General features: G+C 37.5%; 21 protein-coding genes and 1 riboswitch. Of the genes, 13 read left to right on the top strand and 8 right to left on the bottom strand.

The features are described 5' to 3' along the window. Positions 1–58 precede the first annotated feature (58 nt). A riboswitch (cobalamin riboswitch) is annotated at positions 59–271 on the top strand. Between the two features lie 31 nt (positions 272–302). Then, the gene (locus QZ620_RS03205; protein ID WP_295179024.1) at positions 303–2,138 is read left to right on the top strand and encodes a TonB-dependent siderophore receptor; all 1,836 of its coding nucleotides are present in this window, start codon (positions 303–305) and stop codon (positions 2,136–2,138) included. 6 nt (positions 2,139–2,144) lie between these two features. Next, positions 2,145–3,188, top strand: a complete 1,044-nt coding sequence (locus QZ620_RS03200; protein WP_295179022.1) for a DUF5074 domain-containing protein — start codon at positions 2,145–2,147, stop codon at positions 3,186–3,188. A 71-nt stretch (positions 3,189–3,259) separates the two neighbouring features. On the opposite strand, the gene QZ620_RS03195 is transcribed toward QZ620_RS03200, so the two are convergent. Beyond that, positions 3,260–4,765, bottom strand: a complete 1,506-nt coding sequence (locus tag QZ620_RS03195) for a S41 family peptidase (protein ID WP_295179020.1) — start codon at positions 4,763–4,765, stop codon at positions 3,260–3,262. 137 nt (positions 4,766–4,902) lie between these two features. Here QZ620_RS03195 and QZ620_RS03190 point away from each other — a divergent pair, with 137 nt between their 5' ends. The 4 genes from QZ620_RS03190 to QZ620_RS03175 are packed head-to-tail and all read left to right on the top strand — an operon-like array spanning position 4,903 to position 6,988. Continuing rightward, positions 4,903–5,412, top strand: a complete 510-nt coding sequence (locus tag QZ620_RS03190; RefSeq protein WP_295179018.1) for a sigma-70 family RNA polymerase sigma factor — start codon at positions 4,903–4,905, stop codon at positions 5,410–5,412. Further along, the gene (locus tag QZ620_RS03185; RefSeq protein WP_295179016.1) at positions 5,399–5,851 is read left to right on the top strand and encodes a hypothetical protein; all 453 of its coding nucleotides are present in this window, start codon (positions 5,399–5,401) and stop codon (positions 5,849–5,851) included. Before QZ620_RS03190 ends, QZ620_RS03185 begins: the two co-directional genes overlap by 14 nt. An 11-nt stretch (positions 5,852–5,862) precedes the next feature. Then, the gene (locus QZ620_RS03180) at positions 5,863–6,390 is read left to right on the top strand and encodes a DUF4252 domain-containing protein (protein WP_295179014.1); all 528 of its coding nucleotides are present in this window, start codon (positions 5,863–5,865) and stop codon (positions 6,388–6,390) included. A 4-nt stretch (positions 6,391–6,394) separates the two neighbouring features. Further along, on the top strand, positions 6,395–6,988 hold the full coding sequence (locus tag QZ620_RS03175) for a DUF4252 domain-containing protein (protein ID WP_295179012.1): 594 nt from the start codon (positions 6,395–6,397) through the stop codon (positions 6,986–6,988). 87 nt (positions 6,989–7,075) lie between these two features. Here QZ620_RS03175 and purB read toward each other — a convergent pair whose 3' ends face one another. The 3 genes from purB to QZ620_RS03160 all read right to left on the bottom strand — a co-directional run bounded on the left by purB (position 7,076) and on the right by QZ620_RS03160 (position 9,687). Next, on the bottom strand, positions 7,076–8,413 hold the full coding sequence (gene purB / locus QZ620_RS03170) for an adenylosuccinate lyase (protein WP_295179010.1): 1,338 nt from the start codon (positions 8,411–8,413) through the stop codon (positions 7,076–7,078). Positions 8,414–8,475: 62 nt separating this feature from the next. Continuing rightward, positions 8,476–8,865, bottom strand: a complete 390-nt coding sequence (locus QZ620_RS03165; protein WP_295179009.1) for a hypothetical protein — start codon at positions 8,863–8,865, stop codon at positions 8,476–8,478. 144 nt (positions 8,866–9,009) lie between these two features. Next, on the bottom strand, positions 9,010–9,687 hold the full coding sequence (locus tag QZ620_RS03160; RefSeq protein WP_295179008.1) for an NAD-dependent deacylase: 678 nt from the start codon (positions 9,685–9,687) through the stop codon (positions 9,010–9,012). Between the two features lie 220 nt (positions 9,688–9,907). On the opposite strand from QZ620_RS03160, the gene QZ620_RS03155 reads away from it, so the two are divergent. Next, positions 9,908–10,561, top strand: coding sequence for an RNA methyltransferase (locus tag QZ620_RS03155; protein ID WP_295179007.1), 654 nt, complete (start codon positions 9,908–9,910; stop codon positions 10,559–10,561). A 33-nt stretch (positions 10,562–10,594) separates the two neighbouring features. Continuing rightward, a complete protein-coding gene (locus QZ620_RS03150) occupies positions 10,595–11,125 on the top strand; it encodes an SRPBCC family protein (protein WP_141877887.1) in 531 nt (176 codons plus the stop codon). Here QZ620_RS03150 and QZ620_RS03145 read toward each other — a convergent pair. The 4 genes from QZ620_RS03145 to rlmH all read right to left on the bottom strand — a co-directional run bounded on the left by QZ620_RS03145 (position 11,122) and on the right by rlmH (position 14,974). After that, positions 11,122–11,880: a carboxypeptidase-like regulatory domain-containing protein gene (locus QZ620_RS03145; protein ID WP_141877886.1), complete on the bottom strand. Its 759-nt coding sequence runs from the start codon at positions 11,878–11,880 to the stop codon at positions 11,122–11,124. The two genes, QZ620_RS03150 and QZ620_RS03145, sit on opposite strands and share 4 nt — an antisense overlap. 75 nt (positions 11,881–11,955) lie before the next feature. Then, a complete protein-coding gene (locus QZ620_RS03140) occupies positions 11,956–13,746 on the bottom strand; it encodes a DEAD/DEAH box helicase (protein WP_295179002.1) in 1,791 nt (596 codons plus the stop codon). Between the two features lie 173 nt (positions 13,747–13,919). After that, positions 13,920–14,492: a non-canonical purine NTP diphosphatase gene (locus QZ620_RS03135; protein WP_295179077.1), complete on the bottom strand. Its 573-nt coding sequence runs from the start codon at positions 14,490–14,492 to the stop codon at positions 13,920–13,922. A gap of 8 nt (positions 14,493–14,500) precedes the next feature. Next, positions 14,501–14,974, bottom strand: a complete 474-nt coding sequence (gene rlmH / locus QZ620_RS03130; protein ID WP_295179000.1) for a 23S rRNA (pseudouridine(1915)-N(3))-methyltransferase RlmH — start codon at positions 14,972–14,974, stop codon at positions 14,501–14,503. A gap of 51 nt (positions 14,975–15,025) precedes the next feature. Between rlmH and nadC the strand changes: the two genes are divergently transcribed. The 5 genes from nadC to priA all read left to right on the top strand — a co-directional run. After that, positions 15,026–15,883, top strand: coding sequence for a carboxylating nicotinate-nucleotide diphosphorylase (gene nadC / locus QZ620_RS03125; protein ID WP_295178999.1), 858 nt, complete (start codon positions 15,026–15,028; stop codon positions 15,881–15,883). Positions 15,884–15,885: 2 nt separating this feature from the next. Next, positions 15,886–16,809, top strand: coding sequence for a YihY/virulence factor BrkB family protein (locus QZ620_RS03120; RefSeq protein WP_295178997.1), 924 nt, complete (start codon positions 15,886–15,888; stop codon positions 16,807–16,809). A 26-nt stretch (positions 16,810–16,835) separates the two neighbouring features. Then, on the top strand, positions 16,836–17,396 hold the full coding sequence (locus QZ620_RS03115; protein WP_295178995.1) for a chalcone isomerase family protein: 561 nt from the start codon (positions 16,836–16,838) through the stop codon (positions 17,394–17,396). Between the two features lies 1 nt (position 17,397). After that, positions 17,398–17,823, top strand: a complete 426-nt coding sequence (locus tag QZ620_RS03110) for a DUF2147 domain-containing protein (RefSeq protein ID WP_295178993.1) — start codon at positions 17,398–17,400, stop codon at positions 17,821–17,823. 130 nt (positions 17,824–17,953) lie between these two features. After that, positions 17,954–20,222, top strand: a 2,269-nt coding sequence (priA, locus tag QZ620_RS03105) for a primosomal protein N' (RefSeq protein WP_295178991.1), incomplete at its 3' end; no start/stop codon positions are given.

The raw sequence follows: 20,222 nt of genomic DNA, 5'->3' as shown, positions 1-20,222 counted from the left end.
GGTCACCAAAAGTAAGATTATTTAAATTTTTGAAAGACTTACCAAACTTAATTGTTTATTTTCGCCTCGAAATTTTGGTTTGACGTCGATTTATTTCTGCGTTAATTAAAAGGGAATCAGGAGAGATTTTATCAATAGCCTGAGCTGTTCCCGCAACTGTAAGCTTAGCCCGATTGGGTGGCTGCAATTATTCTTCAAACCACTGCCAACAGGCGGGAAGGTAAATTGTAGTACGCGAGCCAGGAGACCTGCCCGAATTTCAACTAGTATCGAGTGACTTTCGGGATAAAGGTCGGCAGATTATGAACAGAACGAACTACATTTTTTTAATTCTTATTGGCATTTGCTGTATATCAGCTCGTGCTCAAAGTGATTCCATTCACTGGCTACAGGAGGTAGAGCTAAGTGATGTAAAGCTTCAGCAATTTTCAACGGGTCAGCATATTACAAAAATTTCAGACTCCCTACTTAAAAAGAATCTGCCGCAATTAACCGATATTTTAAATTTTAATTCCTCAATTTATTTCAAGGAAAATGGTCGTGGAATGGTCTCTTCCCCTTCATTTCGAGGAACTACTGCATCCCAAACAGCAGTAATTTGGAATGGAATTAATATCAATTCACAATTTAATGGTCAGCTCGATTTTAACACTGTGAATACAGGTGCCTATGATCAGATTTCAATTAGGGGTGGTGGGGGTAGTGTGGTTTATGGTACCGGAGCTATTGGCGGAAGCGTTCATTTTAATAATTCAGTATCATTTAGAAATAAACAGGAACACCAGTTGCTATTGCAGTACGGAAGTTTTAATACAGTAGATACTCGATACAATTTTAAACTGGCTAAGAATAATTGGAGTTTAAATTTAGCACTTGCCAGGAATAGTAGCGACAATAATTATGAGTTTCCCGGCGATCGCGGAGAAAATTTAAATGGAGCGTATTACAATCATAGCGTGAATATAGCATTGGGTTATAGAATTGATTCAGACCATACTTTAAAATTTATTAGTGAAACCTATGGTGGTAAACGTCATTTTTCCTTAATACGTCCTTCAGAAAACAGAACCAAATACCTGGATCTCAACAATCGAAATTTGTTGGAATGGCATGCTGATCTTTCAGATTTCCAGCAAACTACGAGTTTAGCTCTTATCAATGAAGAATATAAATATTTTGCGAATACTGAGTCTGATAGTTACTCTTTCGGAGTAACAAAAAGCTTAATCGCCAAATACGATCTCGATTATAATCTAAATTCTGATATTCTGCTGAACACCGTAATTCAAAACACCTATACCGATGGGGAAGGAAGCAACATTGGGAATAACGACCGGAATATTTTTTCAGCAGCTATTTTGGGAAAACATCAAATTACAGATGTCTTACAGTATGAAGCGGGACTTAGAAAGGAAATTACCGGGAATTATGAGAGTCCGCTCTTATTTTCGCTCGGAGTGAATTATGAGCTGACAGATTTCTATACGCTGAAATTAAATGCTTCAAAAAACTTCAGGATTCCGACGTATAATGATTTATACTGGTCTTCCGCAGGAAATCCTGACATAAATACTGAAAAATCTTTACAGGCTGAACTTGGGAACCAGTTTAGTGTTCAAAATATGGAAGCCGGAGTTACTTTTTATTATAATGACGTAAGTGATATGATACGATGGTTACCCGGAACCGATGGAATATGGCGACCAGGAAATGAAGACGAAGTAAATATCTATGGATTGGAGTCTTTTTTTAATTGGAATAAAACTTTTTCAAAAGATCAAAACTTCCATGCCAGGCTTAGCTATGCTTATACAATTTCTAGAAATCAGGAAACCAGCAGGCAGTTAATTTACGTCCCATTCCACAAAGCAACAGGAAATTTGAGTTACAGTTTTCATCATTTCACGCCTTCTATACAGGTTTTATATAATGGCTTAGTATATACCAGGACAGATCATAGCGAAGAGCTCCCTGGGTATTTTCTAGCCAATCTGGCATTGGCTTACACTATGGGCAGGGAAAGAGAGTGGGAGCTGGGCGGAAGAGCAAACAATTTATTTGATACAGCCTATCAAAACGTCGAAGACCGGTGGATGCCGGGAATCAATTTTAATTTTTATATCAATTTTAAATTCTAATTAACAATGAAAATCACCAAACTTTTTACTTTGAGCCTCATAGGTTCTTTTTTATTACACTCCTGTAGTAGTGATGATAATAACGATATTGTAGAACCAACACCGCCTGAAAGTGCTGCCTATACCAATGGTGTTTTTGTGGTAAATGAAGGCTCTCAATCTACCGGGACCGTTTCCTTCTTAGATGCCGCCAGTACTTCTATAGAGAACAATATTTTTGAAACGGTAAATCCAGAAATGGATCTTGGTAAATTTGTACAATCTATGTTCTTTGATGAAGATAACGCGTACATTATTGCCAATGGCTCCAATCTAATTACAGTAGTTGATCGTTACACGTTTGAATATAAAGGTCAGGTAGATAGTGGTCTAAATATTCCGTATTATGGAGTGGTCTATGACGGAAAGGCTTATGTAACAAATCTGGCCGACTTTAGTACAGGAACCGATGACTTTATTGCAGTTATTGATCTTACTTCTCTTGAAGTGGAAGAAACAGTAGTGGCTGGTACTTATCTTGATTTTGTAGATGAAGAAGATGGCGTTATTTATGTTGAAGGAGCTTCATTTGGAACTGGGAATGCAGTCCATGCTTTTGATCCCGCAACCAATTCAATAACTAAAACGTATACTACTGTGGAAGGGGTAAATTCTTTTGAAATTGAAGGTGAGCAGCTATTTGCTTTGTCCTCGTCACAATTGCAGGTTTTTAATTTAGATTCCGGAGAGGAGACTTACCATATTGATTTTCCTGAAGAAGTGAATAGTGCTAGAAATCTCGTTTTTGAAAATGACATGTTTTATTTTACATCAGGATTAGCGGTATATGGTTTAGCTGAGACAGCCACAACATTTCCAGAAGAAAGTTTATTCGAATTTACCGACGTAATTACTTTATATGCGTTTGATGTGGAAGATGGATTCATCTGGACAGGAGATGCTAAAGACTACGCTTCTGCAGGTACAGTAAGAATTTACAATAATTCAGGTGAATTAGAGAATGAATTTGAAGTAGGAGTTAATCCAAATAGTTTTTATTTCATCGATTAATTGGTCAATCGATTTTAAAATAAAAAAACCCAGCTCAATGAGCTGGGTTTTTTTTATTATTTAATTCTCAATTATTTAGAGAATTGTAATCTTTTATTCTGACCTGGAATTTCAGGTAATTCGTCAATATACATTTTCTGATACGTCGCTTTTTGAACTCCAGACTCGCTGAATTCGTTATACCAGTACTCTTTCTGAGTGGAAATCATACCTCTGTTTCCAGCGATAACATTTAGAGCAGCATTCAGCAATGGGTCTGAAGCTTCTCCAAGAACTCCAAGATCTGATATGCTCTCAACTATTTCAGTATCTGGAGTAATTCCGTCAAATGGCACACCTACATCATTTGAGTTAACAGACTCATAAACCAATGGCTGAATCGCATACGTATGATCTGGATTAGCTCCAGTTCTTCCAAAATTACTTGAGTCATATAGGGTTACAGATGCCTGTGATTTCCCTACAGTTTGGTCTCCTATTGTAACCACATCTATGTAAGGAGCAAGCCCATTTACAACCAGTTCACTGGCCGAAGCTGTAGAACTGGAAACGATTGCATATAATCTTGTAAGATTTAGACTGTTGATCGCCTCACCTCCCTCAAGAGTTGTAGTAAATCTATTGAACAACCTGTCTGGATCATTGCTAAGGAAGTAATTCTGATAATCTGCATTCCACCGTTGTTTAGCGAATATCTCACCGGTAAACTGTCCTGTGATCATACTAGCTAATCTGGTAGCTGAACTAACACGGCCACCACCATTATAACGCAGGTCAAGAATCAATTCGGTAATCCCCGCAGCCTGGAAATCTGCAAATGCAGCGTTCATTTCATCGTCAAAGTCGGCTACAAAGCTATTGTAAAGCATATATCCAACCTTGGTTCCATTTACATCAAGTACATTGGTGACAAGGATCGGGTTTTCTGTTAATACCTGAGTATCGATAGTTACTTCTTCTCCAGTTGAAGATACAGTATTATCTTCAATAGTAGCAAGACCAAAGGTAAGTGTAGTTTCCTCTAGTAATCCGCGATAATTAGAAATGTTAAGCGTTTGTCCATTTAATGTGGTAAACAGGTCTCCTCTTTCTATATTAGCATTTTCGGCGTTAGATCCAGGAATTATATAACGAACTACACCAAAAAGATCATCACTTCCAGAAAATCTATAAAGTCGGAAATCAACGCCCGTCGTTTCAGAAACACCAGCAAAGCTATTCTCTAGGGCTATATAATCATCGGTAATAAAACTAAAACGGTCCTGGTCTATCGTCAAACCATCATTGAAAAGACTTTCAGGAGAATCGAATGTCATTAAATACTCGTTGAGTTCGCTTTGTGTGTCAAAAAAGCTATTTCCAAGTTCAGGAACCTGACTTTTATAAACATAAATCTCGTTCATTCCTTTCCAAACAAAATCCTTGATCTCCAATTCAAGATTTTCTTCTGGAGTTTCACCAGTTACTGGTGGCTCTACGGGTTTTTCAGTTACTCCAGATCCATCATCATCACTAGAACATCCGGTAAGTAAACTTCCTGCAACAGCAAAAAGCATTAAGTATTTACTTATTTTCATAATATAATAAAGGGTTAAATTTTTCTAAATTTTTTTTAAAAATACTTACATAAAGGCAAATAAAAAATTTATTGTAACATTTCTAGTTCCTATTCGTCGTAAGTATAACGAGGCAGTATCAAACTAACCAACATTTAATGCAAGAGCGAATCTTTCTTAATTATATTAATCCTGTAAAGGATAAAATATATCGATTGGCGTTGAGACTCCTCACATCAAGAGATGCGGCAGAAGATGCTACTCAGGAAGTGATATTAAAACTATGGAGCCGAAAGGATAAGATCAAGCATTATGCCAATGTAGAAGCTTTTGCGATGACGGTCACCAAAAATTACTGTCTGGATCAATTAAAACTAAAGCAAAATAATAATCTGAGAATTGTACATCAAAATTATGAAAGCAAACAAATTCCTTTACAGACAGAAATTGAAGTAAATGATGAAATGCAGTGGTTAGGCAGGATTGTTGACAGTTTGCCTGAACAACAAAAATTGATCTTTCAGCTAAGAGATGTGGAACAATATGACTACGATGAAATCGCTGAAATTACAAATATGAATCATACAGCTATACGCGTTGCGCTTTCCAGAGCCAGAAAAGCTATAAGAGAAAAGCTGATAAAAAAACATAACTATGGAATTAAATAGGTTAGAAAAGTTAATCAGTCGGTATGAGGAAGGTGAGACAACTCTTGCTGAAGAAAAGGAGTTGAGAGAATATTTTAGTCAGGAAGAAATACCTGAACATTTGGAAACGTATGCATTGCTTTTCAAATTTCAATCACAAGAAAGTAGCACTACATATGAGGAGAGTGAACCCATAGAACTAGATAAGAGAAACTACTGGTTTGCATGGACTTCAATAGCTGCAGTGATCATCGTTGCCTTAGGTCTTTTTTACTTCAACCAGCCACAGGCATCTTTAACAAATTCGGAAATGAGTTCTATCACCGAACAGGAGCAAGTTCTTGAAAAGACGAAACAAACCTTGAAAATGGTTTCAGCAATGATGAATGAAGGCACCGCAGACCTTGTTTATTTGCAGGAATTTAATAAAACTAAAAATCAAATAATTGAATTAAACTAAATCTATAAAATATGAATAAGTTAGTAATTGCCCTGCTGTTAGCTGCAGCTCCAATGTTTAGCCAGGCTCAAAACTTCGAGAAATATGAGAATATGAAAGAAGTCGATGCGATGGTGATGACCAGTAAAATGTTTAAAATGCTGGCTAAAGTAGACCTCAGTGAAAATGATCCGGAATCTCAACAGTATATGAAGCTTATAGAGAATTTGGAAAGAATCCAGATCTATAAATCATCAAACCCTAAAGTGATGTCCCAAATGTCAAGTGATGTAAAATCTTACCTGGCTAAAGGCAGTCTTGAAGAGCTCATGCGAGTGAATGACGATGGTAAGAATATTAAATTTTATTCTCTGCCTGGAAAGAATGATAATTATGTAAGCGAACTTTTTATGTTTCTTGAAGGAACCGAAGGATCAGAGCCTATGAATATCATTCTTAGCATTACGGGCCAGATCGATCTTTCACAATTATCGAAATTAACGGCAGACCTAAAAGTTCCTGGAGCCGAAGAATTAAAGAAAGCTAACAAAAAATCTTAATCTTATGAAATCAATCAAATTATTAGTCTTAAGCACCATTACCTTACTTGCAGTATCCTGTAATAACGAAAAATCTTTACAGAAGTATTATGTAGAGAATCAGCAGGACACCGACTTTCTCGCTGTAGATGTTCCTACCAGTTTATTCACCAATGCAGATGCGCTTGATGAAGAGCAAAAGTCTACCATGGAAACTATCAAGAAAATAAATGTACTGGCTCTCGAAAAAGAGGCGAATCCTCAGAAATTTGAAGAAGAAAAAATTAAACTGGATGAGATCTTCCAGGATGAGAAATATCAATTGTTGATGCGATACGGTGGTAGCGACCGCAAGGCGGCTCTGTACTTTATTGGTGAGGAAGATGCTATCGATGAGCTAATCGTATATGGATATGATAATGAAAAAGGGCTTGGAGTTGCTCGGGTATTAGGGGAAAATATGGATCCTGAGAAGATCATGGAAATGATGCAATCATTAAAATCTGAAGATATTAATACAGGCGGAATAAAAGGAGTGATCGATATTTTCGGGAATTCTAAACCGAAGCAAAAAGATTCTACTGAAGTTGAAATGGAAATAGCTGCAGATACTTTATAGAATAGTAAATAGTATTTTTTTTAGTTAGTTGAAAGAAAAAGCCTCCGGAACGTCCGGAGGCTTTTTTAATGAGTTGAAAAGAGATATTTATATTCCGGTGTAATTTTGTGGCGTTATCTTATGAAGTTCAGTTCGAACTTCTTCAGTCACGTCCAGCTCGTCAATAAACCTGGAAATACTTTCCTTCGTAATTCTTTCATTGGTTCTTGTAAGACCTTTCAATGCTTCATAAGGATTTTTATAACCTTCTCTTCTTAGAATCGTCTGAATAGCTTCAGCAGCAACAGCCCAGTTATTCTCGAGATCTGCATGTAGTTTATCTTCATTTAGGAGCAATTTATTCAGCCCTTTCAAGGTGGATTTAAAAGCGATGATCGTATGACCCATTGGAACACCAATGTTTCTAAGAACTGTACTATCGGTTAAATCACGTTGTAGCCTGCTTACCGGCAATTTTGCTGAAAGATGTTCGAATATCGCATTGGCAATACCAAGATTTCCTTCTGAATTTTCAAAATCTATTGGATTTACTTTATGTGGCATTGCTGAAGAACCTATCTCACCTTTTTTGATCTTCTGCTTAAAGTAATCCATCGAAATATAAGTCCAGATATCGCGATCCAGATCCAGTAAAATATTATTGATGCGTTTGAAAGCATCAAATAATGATGCCGCATGATCATAATGTTCTATTTGTGTAGTAGGGAAGGAGTGGTGAAGCTTCAATTTCGATTCTACAAAATTTTGTCCAAAAGCTTTCCAGTCGGTATCTGGGTATGCTACTTTGTGAGCGTTGAAATTTCCAGTTGCTCCTCCAAATTTAGCTGCGTTAGGAATATCTTTAAAAAATCGTAGCTGCTCTTTGATTCGAACTACAAATACCTGAATTTCTTTTCCAAGTCGGGTAGGTGAAGCTGGTTGACCGTGGGTACGCGCCAGGAGCGGAATATCTTCCCATTCTTCAGCCAGGGATTCCAGTTTTTTTACAATTTCATCCAGTTCTGGAAGGTATACCTCTTCCGTAGCCTCTTTTAAACTTAGTGGAATGGCCGTGTTATTAATATCCTGAGAGGTAAGACCAAAATGAATAAACTCCTTCGAATCCTGCATTCCAAGCTTTTCAAATTCTTCTTTCAAGAAATATTCAACTGCTTTCACATCATGATTAGTAACCTTTTCGATCTTCTTTATAGCCTGTGCATCTATCGAAGTGAAATTTTGATACAGCTCTCTTAGCTTCGGGAAGTTTGCGGAATTTACATCCTGAAGTTGAGGTAAGCCCTGTTCATATAGTGCAATAAAATATTCAACTTCTACCAGGATACGATAGCGTATCAATGCTTCTTCACTAAAGTATGCTGAAAGTTGCTTGGTTTTGGATCTATACCTTCCATCTATTGGAGATACTGCAGAGAGCGATGTCATTTTTTGGTTTTAAAAAATTAAAGCATAAAGATACTTCTTCCTGATTGACTAAAAAACAGATGTTACAATTTCCTCAGGATCTTCAAAGCCCGTGATCTATAACCCGGAGTTGAAGTAGAAATATTCTTTTCCAGAAGCGATATTAATTCAGTTTCAATCCATTTTTCTTCCTTTCTGAGATCATAAATATTCTGCATAGCAAAAACTTTTATTGCAGTTTTCTCATCGTTCATTGAATATTGAAAGGAAAGCCTGATAATTTCCTTTATTTCAGCATGATGAAGATGAATTGAAGAGCTTTTATGGAAATGTGATTTAACTAGAAAACTGAATATTTTCATCATACACCTTTTCGAAGAGCCATCAGAATACAATTGTCCACTATTAATAATAGCAGAAATAGATTCACCCAGTATATCAACATTATCACGTCCAATTATCTCAATTATCATCCATGCCTTCATTGATAATTGCTGAGGGAGCTTGATGAATTCTATAGTTTGTGGCAAAAGATATTAGTTAGGACTAATTCTGAAGCATGCTGACGGGAAGCAAGTTTCAAACTGGTGTTTTCCAGAATTTTCTCAACTCTTGCATTAAGCTAATAATTGTGCTACAAGCTTTGGTATACCTTCCACAGCCTTTTTACTTATTATTTCAAGCGATGCATTTTCACTAATATTTGGTTTAGGATCGATAAAATATACCGGACATTTCTTCGGAATAAAATCTACCAATCCGGCAGCAGGATATACCTGCATGGATGTGCCTACAATGATAAGAATATCTGCCATTGCACAATGATCTGCCGCCTTTTGAAACATTGGAACGGCCTCGCCAAACCAAACAATATGAGGTCTAAGTTGTTTGTTGTGTTCACAGAAATCTCCACTTCGAATATCTTTTCTCCAGTCCATCACCAGGTTATCATCGAAAGTACTTCTGGCTTTTAATAATTCACCATGAAGATGTAATACATTCGAGCTACCTGCTCGTTCATGTAAATCATCTACGTTCTGAGTAATGATTTGTACTTCATATTGTTTTTCAAGATCTACTAAGGCATCGTGAGCGGCATTTGGTTCTACTTCCAGAAGTTGTCTTCTTCGTTGATTATAAAAATCCAGTACTAATTCTTGGTTATTTTCCCAAGCCATTGGTGAGGCAACTTCCATCACATCATGACCTTCCCATAAACCGTTTTCATCCCTGAAAGTTTTTAAGCCACTTTCAGCGCTAATTCCTGCTCCGCTTAGTACAACTATTTTCTTCATTTCTTAAGGATTTCTGATTAGTAACGTCAGCTTGAAGTTTTAAAATACAAAGAAATTATGATTAAGCTTCCAGATAATTGCACTCTCAATTCATCTACCTTAAAATTATTCAACTATTAATTATTGAGAATCAGGTGTTATCAGGTATATTATTGGTGTCGAAGATAAATACCAGCGAAACGCTTCTAAAAGAGCACAGTTTTTATATTTTAGTACAGCCATGACCGACCAGAAATTACTTGAACATTTGCAGGGATTGTTGACCCAGCGCAGGATCGATCTCTTCGAAAAAGTTCTGACTCAAAGAACAGATCATTTTACCGTAGTAGCCCAGGATGTTTACCAATTGCATAATACCAGTGCGGTGGTTCGTAGTTGTGATGTATTCGGGATCCAGAACTTACATGTAATAGAAGAAAACCTGCCTAGACGAATCGACAAGGAAATTGCCATGGGAGCTCAGAAATGGGTAGATGTACATCGATACAATACCTCCAGGGAATGTCTACATGAATTACGGCAAAAGGGCTACCAGATCGTAGCCACCACTCCTCATAATAATTCTACAATGCTGGCAGATTTTGATATTGCAAAACCTTCCGCCATATTTTTTGGAACAGAGCAAAACGGACTTTCAGAAGAAATTCTCAGAGAGGCAGATGCAAGCATTAAAATTCCTATGTATGGGTTTACTGAAAGCCTGAATATCTCAGTTTCTGCAGCGATCATACTTCAGTCTTTAAGAGAAAAACTTGACACTTCTAATATAGATTGGCAGTTTTCTGAAAAACGAATGCAAGAAGTAAGGCTGGCCTGGACAAAGAAAACCATAAAAAATTCAGAGGAGATTATTGAACGTTTTCGTAATCAGTAAATATTCGTAACTTTTAAATCCTAAAGCCGAGCAATGACCCTGTTTTTCTACTTAATTATTGCCTTAATTACTTTTTTTGCATTTCTGCACGCATGGGCCAAAAAGGACTTTGATGTTAGCAGGACCGTGGTGATTAATAAGTCCAGAGAAGAAGTTTATGGCTTTGTTCGTCAGCTAAAAAATCAACCTTTATGGAACCCATTATTTCAGCGTGATCCTAATGCGGTTTTAAAATATAAGGGGCCAGACGGTAAAGAGGGTGCTTCTTTCTATTGGAAAGGAAATAACAAAGTGGGAGAGGGGATACAGAAAATAGTGAAGACCAAGCAGGGCAGGGTTTTTGAAACTAAAATACTTTTTATAAAACCGGTTAAGGTTAATGCCCTTACGTATATAGGTGTTAAGGAATTGGATAGCGAGAAAACCAAGATGGTCTGGGGTACTAGAGGAAACCTTGCGTTTCCGCTTACTATCATTAGCATTTTTTATTCCCCCGAAAAAGCAATGGGAAATAACCTTGATCAGGGATTAAAGGAATTAAAACAGATTCTAGAAAATCGCTAATTCTTCTGAAGAACTTTATATTCTTCGTAACAGCCGTTGATGGCATTTAAGATTTGCAGATCATTTGCCGTTCGCATAAAATCTTCAGAATAGTTGCAATTATTCAGGATTTCATCAATTTCAGCGCGGTTTACCTGTAATAACGCCATTAAGGTTTCCCGATCAAATTTGTTCCGAAGGAGATCTTTAATATCTTCATCCTTCTTCATCTCCCTGAGTTTCCGCATCTGTTTTGGTCTTGCGCCAAATATATTATAGACGAGATCTGCAGGATTGGAAAGGGAGCGTAATGCCTTCGTTACAGCATTGGGAGATTTGTCACCACCTTCATATCCAGAGTTTAAACCAGAAATACTATAGCGGTAATTATCATAAATTGGAATGTTTTTAGCGTCGATCTCAAGGTAGCCTGTTAGATTATTGGAAGTGACCGTTACTTCTTCAAGATCAAAACCCAGCTCGGTCATCTTAACTTTTACATTACCATACTTAAGCCAGTCATTGGTGACTCGAACTCTAATCGATCTAAATCCCAGGTAAGAGAAATATAAAGTGTCATTCACAGTTGCCTGAAGTTTGAATTCCCCTTCTTCACCAGTAGTAGAACCTTTAACCTGGTTAAGGTTCACAATATGTACATTTTCAATAGGCTTGTCATTAGCCGCATTCATTACCGTACCGGCAACAATATCTACTTCCTGTGCAGATAAGATACCTGTAAGTAGAAAAAATAATAGGGGTAAATATGTTTTCATAGCAATCGAGCCTAAAAATAGAAAATCTTCATAAAAAACAGTGCCAAACTTAGTTTAAGTTTGGCACCTTTTATTTTACGCTTTCGATCTTCTTCTTTTTATAGAACTCTCGACATTTTTGTTTCGGCTTCCTTTCCGGTTACCTTTTTTATCTCCTCGATCTGAACCGCTACGTCTTTTTCTGAAGCTTCCTTTATCGTTAAAGCTTTTTCCGCCGCCTTTACGACCGCCGCCACCGCCACGTTCTCTTTTACGACCACCGCCGCTATCAGACTTCTGGTCTTTAGTGATTTCCACATTCACATATCTACCATTTTGCTGGTATTCTGTAAATGTTTTAAGTATTAGATCAGCGTGCTTCTCGTCTGTATTAAAGAAAGAAAAACTTGCTTTACAGTCTACTTTAAAGATATCGTCCCTATCAAGGTTTAGTTCGCCTGTAAGGAAGTCTTTAAGACTCTTCCAGTCATAACCATCTTTTGAACCAACATTTATGAAATACCTTGTATTTCCTTCTGAAACTTCTGGTCTACCTCCTGCAGATTCTGCAGTAAGATCTGGAGCTTTCTCGTAATAGTTAAAGAAACGAGTAAATTCAACCGAAAAGAATTTTTTGATCAATTCTTCTTTAGTGAAATCTTCCAGAGCCTCATTGATATTAGGAAGATAAGGATCAATATCATGATTGATCTCCGTTTTCTTTATATCATTCGCTAGATGGAATAACTGGATCTTACAGATCTCTTTTCCATCAGGAATTTGCTTTTCTTCAAATTTCTGCTGAATGATCTTTTCAATAGTACGGATCTTACGAACCTCACTTTTGGAAATGATCACCATAGATACACCGCTCTTACCAGCTCTACCTGTTCTACCGCTACGGTGAGTATAGGTTTCTATTTCATCTGGCAACTGGTAGTTGATTACGTGAGTGATATCATCTACATCAATTCCACGAGCAGCAACATCTGTAGCTACCAGCATTTGGATTTGTCTGCTTCTAAAACTCTTCATTACCAGGTCACGTTGGTTCTGGCTAAGATCACCATGCAACGCAGCAGCGTTATAACCATCTTCTATCAGCTTTTCCGCAACCTTTTGAGTATCTCTTTTTGTTCTACAGAAAATTACAGAGAAGATATCAGGATTAGCATCTGCCAGCCTTTTTAAAGCATCATATCTGTTTCTGTGATTTACCAGGTAGTATTCGTGAGTCACGTTAGATGTACCCATGTTTTTTGATCCTACCGTGATCTCAACAGGATCTGTCATGAACTTCTTAGCGATCTTGGCAACTTCCTTAGGCATGGTAGCTGAAAACAACCATGTCTTTTTGTGTTTTGGAGTGTGTGAAAGAATGCTTTTGATGTCTTCATAGAATCCCATGTTCAGCATCTCATCTGCTTCATCAAGAACACAATAGTTAATAGAAGAGATATCTGCAAGATTTCTTCTAATCATATCCTGCATTCTCCCTGGAGTTGCAACTATGATCTGAGCTCCTCTTTCAATCGCTCTTGCCTGATCTGTAATACTAGCGCCACCGTAAACGGCAACCACATTTAGAGATCTTTTGTATTTACTGTAGTTCTTTAACTCATTGGTGATCTGTAAACACAGTTCACGAGTTGGCGATAAAATTAAAGCCTGAGTTTTTTTAGAATTCGAATCTATTTTCTGGATAAGTGGAAAACCAAAAGCTGCGGTTTTCCCTGTTCCTGTTTGTGCCAGAGAAACCAGGTCGGTTTCCTGGGATAGAAGAATAGGAATTGATTTTTCCTGTACTTCACTTGGGGTTTCGAAACCCATGTCGTTTATGGCCTGTAGCAAATCTGCGTCCAGTCCAAGTGCTTGGAATGCGTTCATTCTTTTTTGTAAGTATTCGATTATCGTATGTAAGTGTTACATAAGAAGCGAATCGACATACTTAAACCTAAACTTCCAGTAACACATCCTCACCCTGAGGAATTTCAAGCCGCAAAGATACGTTTAAATCTGAAGCAAACTAATTTATAGTAATTTATTTAAATATCTGAATATTAAATAGATAGGTAGTCTATGAGCTCTTTGAAAGCTTTTGCACGATGGCTAATTTCCGATTTTTCTTCCAGATTCATCTCGGCAAAGGTTTTATCAAATCCCTTGGGTTGAAAAATAGGGTCATATCCAAAACCATTTTCTCCACGTTCTTCCCTAGTGATCGAACCCTCACAAATCCCTGTAAAAAGATTTTCGTTCTCTTTTAAATTTAATGCGATCACAGTCTTCAATCTTGCAGTGCGATCATCACGCTCCTCGAGCTGATTCAATAGCTTTCTGCGATTTGCGCTATCATCTTTAATTTCGCCAGCATATCTGGCAGAGTAAACGCCTGGAGCTCCCGCCAGGGATTCAACTTCCAATCCGGTATCATCAGCAAAGCAGTCATAACCATATCGAGTTCTTACATATTCTGCTTTTATGATGGCATTGGCGTCGATTGTATCACCGGTTTCTTCAATATCTTCATTACATCCAATCTCCTGCAGACTTAGTAATTTAATATGATCTGGAACTAAAGCCTGGATTTCCCTGAACTTATTTTTATTATGTGTTGCAAAAACTAATTTGATAGAATTCATTATCTATGATGGTAAGGTTCGTTCTTTAGTATAGTAAAGGCGCGGTACAATTGTTCAGTAGCGAATAAGCGCACCATTTGATGAGAAAAAGTCATTTTGGAAAGAGATATTTTTCCGTTCGCTCTTGTATAGATGGCATCAGAAAACCCGTATGGGCCGCCTATTACAAAAATCAATCGCTTCAATCCCGTGTTCATTCTTTTCTGAATATATTCTGAAAATGCAATGGAATCATACTGCTTACCGTTCTCATCCAGCAATACCATAAAATCTGAATTCTGAGTTCCGCTCAATATAAGATCACCTTCTTTGGTTTTCTGCCGATTTTCATCGAGATTCTTAGTTTTTTTAAGGTCCGGGATTACTTCCATTTCAAATTTGATATAATGCTGAAGTCTTTCAGAATAAATGTTTACAAGATATTCTAGCTCCCGTTTATCGGTTTTCCCGACACACACTAATTTTATGGTCATCCCGTGATTTTAGTACAGACTTTACTACATTTACAAAAATAAGCAGAGAAAATGATCTCACCGGAACAATTCGAAAAAGAAATAGATTTAATTATAGAAAATGCCATTCGTGAGGATGTTGGTGACGGAGACCATAGTTCTCTCGCTTGTATTCCGAAGTCTGCAAAAGGCAAAGCAAAACTGCTTGTAAAGGATCAGGGTCTTATCGCAGGAGTAAAATTTGCAGAAAAGGTGTTTCATCACGTAGATCCAGAATTATCTATCGATCTTAAAATTCGAGACGGACAAAGGATATCGAAGGGAGACATTGCTTTTTACGTAGAAGGTTCTTCGCAATCTATTCTTAAAGCAGAACGACTTGTTTTAAATGCTATGCAGCGAATGAGTGCAATTGCAACTAAAACCGCAACTTTTGTGGAAAAGTTAGAAGGCACTGGAACTAAGATCCTGGATACACGTAAAACTACACCGGGTATCCGAGCTCTGGAGAAATGGGCCGTTAAGATTGGTGGTGGCGAAAATCATAGATTTGCGCTCTACGATATGGTCATGTTAAAGGATAATCATATAGATTTTGCCGGAGGTATTACTAGGGCAATAGATAAAACAAAAGAATATCTTTCAAATAAGGATCTCGACCTCAAGATCATCGTCGAGGCAAGAAACATGAATGAGATCAGGGAGATATTAAAGTCAGATGGAATCTATCGTATACTCATAGATAATTTCAATTATGAGGACACTAGGAAAGCTGTGGATCTAATAAATGGAAAATGTTTAACAGAGAGTAGTGGAGGTATCACCCTGGAAACTGCGCGTTCTTATGCAGAATGCGGAGTGGATTATATAAGTAGTGGTGCGTTGACGCATTCTGTGTACAATTTAGATCTGAGTTTAAAAGCCGTTTAATAATGGCACCAAAAAAAGCGTTTAACTCCAAATTAAAGGATCTTTCTGACTGGTGGAAACGTTGGTCGAAAGGGGTTGTTTTACCCGGCCTGGATGGATTAACGCTTTATAATTTATGGATCATTTATTGGGGAGGGATCGTAAAAGGAACTTTTTCTACCCGGGCAAGTAGCATTGCATTCAGCTTTTTTATGGCAATCTTTCCGTTCCTGCTATTTGTGCTGAATTTGATCCCTTACATTACTTTCATTGATGATTTCCAGATAGAATTTCTGGTATTTATGGATTCTCTATTGCCTCCTGAAACTTCAGATTTCTTCGGAACTATTTTCGAGGATATAGCAAGTACACCAAGGGGAGGTCTATTATCTGTAGCATTTATACTTTCAGTATTTTTAATGACCAACGGTGTAAACGCAATTTTCACAGGCTTTGAATTTAGTTATCATACCAATAAAAACCGGTCAATTCCCCGGCAATATGCTGTTGCATTGGGGGTTGCACTTATATTGGCATTGTTGTTGCTTATATCAGTTATAGGTGCTGTATATACAACTTATGCTATCGCCGATCTAACAGATCTGGGATTGGTTAGTAAAGAAGGAACTGGAGCACATCTATTAAAATACATTGGATTTGTTATTCTAATTTATACATCTGTGGCGATACTCTATTACTTTGGGACCAAGGAAGCAAGGAAGGCAAAATTCTTTTCTGTAGGAGCAACCTTTACTACCATTCTTATTATTATTGCTACCTTTTTATTCAGTTTATACATTACGAATTTTTCAAATTATAATGAATTATATGGTTCTATTGGAGCTTTATTGATCCTTATGTTTTATATATGGCTCAATTCCAACCTTTTATTACTTGGTTTTGAACTAAATGCTTCATTGATCAAATTGAAAAGGAATTTTAAATAACTTTAAACCAAACTAAACTTACAAACATGAAAAAACTAGCAGTTTTATTTATTGCAATGATGAGCTTCGGCTTAACTTCAGCTCAAACAGAAGTTGGTGGTGTAAAACTTCCAAATTCTGAAATATTCCAAGGGAAAACCCTTCAGCTCAATGGAGCAGGAGTCAGAGAGAAATTATGGATCGACCTTTACGCAGGCGGACTCTATCTTTCTGAAAAATCTTCCAGTGCTGATGCTATTATGTCTTCAGACAAGCCAATGAGCATTAAATTACATATCGTAAGCAAACTAATTAGTAGCGATAAGATGGTGGATGCTGTGAATGATGGTTTTGAAAGTTCTATGAATGGAAACACTAAACCACTTGCTGCAGAGATCAAAAAATTCAAAGGTTTCTTTATGGAAGAAATCACTAAGAATGATGTTTTTGACATTGTTTATCTTCCAGGAACTGGTGTGACAGCATACAAGAACGATAAAGAACTAGGTACTATTGCTGGAATGGAATTTAAGAAAGCTTTGTTTGGAATCTGGTTGTCGAAAAACCCGGCAGATGATGATCTAAAAGATGCCATGTTAGGTAAATAATATGGGGAAGTTTTTATTAGTTCTCTTAATTCTTCCACTATTCACTCATAATCTTCGCGCACAGGATGTTCTGGGGAAATGGGAGAATAGAAACGAAGAAGGTGTGGTAAATAGTATTATCGAGGTTTATGAGAAAGATGGTAAGATCTACGGAAAAGTAGATCGAATTATGCGCGAGGAAGACAGGGATAGACTCTGCACAGAATGCGAGGGTGATCTTAAGAATAAACCGGTTGAAGGAATGGAAATTATGCAGGGCCTGGTGAAGGACGGCGAAGAATACAGTGACGGAACCATTGTAGACCCAAAAACTGGTAAGGAATACCGCTGTAAGATCTGGATCGATGAAGAGGAACCGGATGTGTTGAATATTCGTGGATATATCGCTTTATTCTACCAAACCAGAACCTGGCAAAGAGCCGAATAATAAACTACAAGCATAAAGCTGCCTGGAAAGTCAGACTTATTTTCATAGAATTAAAGTTTCTTAATACTTTTGATTTCTTGGAAAAAGTCGCTGTTCAGGCAGCTTTTCGTTTTTATCAATTTCAGTTTATATGTCACAATTTGTAGATCTTATTTTACCCATGCCACTGGACAACAGGTTTACGTATGCTGTCACCAATGAAGAGGCAGAATTCATTCAGGAAGGAATGCGATTGGCTGTTCCTTTTGGTAAGAACAGGATTTATACAGGCATCGTGGCTAAAATTCACGGTACACCTCCAGAAGTATACGAGGCCAAACCAATTCACCAGATCCTAGATGAAACTCCGCTGCTTACTCATAACCAGTTGAAATTCTGGAACTGGATCGCTTCCTATTATTTATGTACCGAAGGCGATGTAATGAGAGCAGCCTTGCCCGGAGCATTTTTACTCGAAAGCGAAAGCATCGTAAAACTTTCTTCGGAAGTCAAAATTGAGGACGAAATGCTTACCGATGATGAGTATTTGGTTACTGAAGCCTTGCAAAGGCAATCTTCGATGAAGATACAGGAGATCGAGCAGTTACTTGACAGGAAAAAAGTATTACCTATTATAAACAAACTGGTAGCAAAGAATCTGGTAGAACTCAACCAGGAAATTTATGAGCAGTTCAAACCTAAGGAAGTTCGTTATGTAAGTCTTAATCCTATGTATGAAGCAGAAGCTGAAATGCATAGCCTGCTGGATGATTTATCCAAAGCGCCGAAACAGCGTGCGGCTTTGCTAAGCTACTTCAGTTTAACTGCAAAATCTCGAAAAGCTTTAAAATTAAAGGAACTGTCCAATGAATCCGGAGTTTCTGCTGCAGTGATAAAGGGATTAATTCAGAAGGAAATATTAATTGAAGAATACCGGTCTACAGACAGGATTCAATTCAATTCAGAAATTAGTAACCACGAAATAAATTTCAGCAGCGAGCAACAAAGAGCATTTACAGAGATCATAGAAAATTTTGCTGAAGATCATGTGTGTTTGTTGCATGGTGTAACTTCTTCCGGGAAAACGGAAATCTATATTAAGCTTATAGAAGCAGCTCTTGAAAAAGGTAAACAATCATTGTACCTATTACCTGAGATCGCGCTAACCACTCAGCTGATCAAACGGTTACAGAATTACTTTGGTGATAAAGTACTGGTGTATCACAGTAAGTATTCGGTAAATGAACGGGTAGAGATATATGGACATGTAAAAGAAAATAAGGATAAAGGTAAAATCGTAATAGGAGCAAGGTCATGTATTTTCCTGCCATTTCAGGATCTTGGACTTATTGTAGTAGATGAGGAACATGAAGCTACTTTCAAACAATTTGATCCTGCTCCAAGATATCACGCTCGTGATGCGGCGGTGGTTCTAGCCAATATTTTTCAGGCTAATATCATACTTGGATCGGCCACACCTTCTGTTGAATCCTATTTTAATGCTGTACATAGTAAGTATGCTCTCGTCGAACTTCATAGTAGGTTTGGAGATGTATTAATGCCGGAAGTAGAGGTGGTCGACATTAAAACTGCGCATAAGAAAAAGAAAATGACCGGCCATTTTTCTGAAAGAATGATTGAAGAGATTAAGTCCAGTCTGAAGGAAAACGAACAGGTGATACTTTTTCAGAATCGCAGAGGTTTTTCGCCAATTCTGGAGTGTAATACCTGCGGGCATTCACCACAATGTCCAAATTGCGACGTTAGTTTAACTTATCACTCGCATAATAACCAGTTGCGATGTCATTATTGCGGTTATCATATTGCAATGCAGCACCAATGTATGGCTTGTGGTAGTAATGAGATTACCACAAAAGGATTTGGAACTGAGCAGGTGGAAACTGAACTAAAAGCGCTTTTTCCAAAACACAGTATTGGTAGAATGGACCAGGATACTACCCGAGGAAAATATGCTTATGAAAAGATAATCGAAGCCTTTGAAAATCACGAAACCGATATTCTTATTGGTACTCAAATGCTTAGTAAAGGACTAGATTTTCGAAAGGTGAGCCTGGTTGGGATTATGAATGCAGACAACCTTCTTAATTTTCCAGATTTCAGGGCGCATGAACGAAGTTTTCAGTTGATGTTGCAGGTAGCAGGAAGATCGGGCAGAACTAAAAAAAGAGGAAAGGTTTTGATACAGAGCTACAACCCACACCACCAGATCATTCAGCAGGTGTCAACTGGCGCATATAAAGAGATGTATGAGGAACAACTGGAGGATCGCTACCAGTATCAATACCCGCCATTTTATCGTCTCGTACGGTTGACACTAAAAAGCAGGGATTTTTCCAAAACAAATGAAGCAGCAGAGTGGTTGGCAAGAGCATTGGAGAATGTTTTCCATAGATACGAGA

This window comes from uncultured Christiangramia sp. (assembly GCF_913046405.1).
Lineage (GTDB): Bacteria > Bacteroidota > Bacteroidia > Flavobacteriales > Flavobacteriaceae > Christiangramia > Christiangramia marina.
This window is presented reverse-complemented; position numbering and strand designations above follow the sequence as displayed.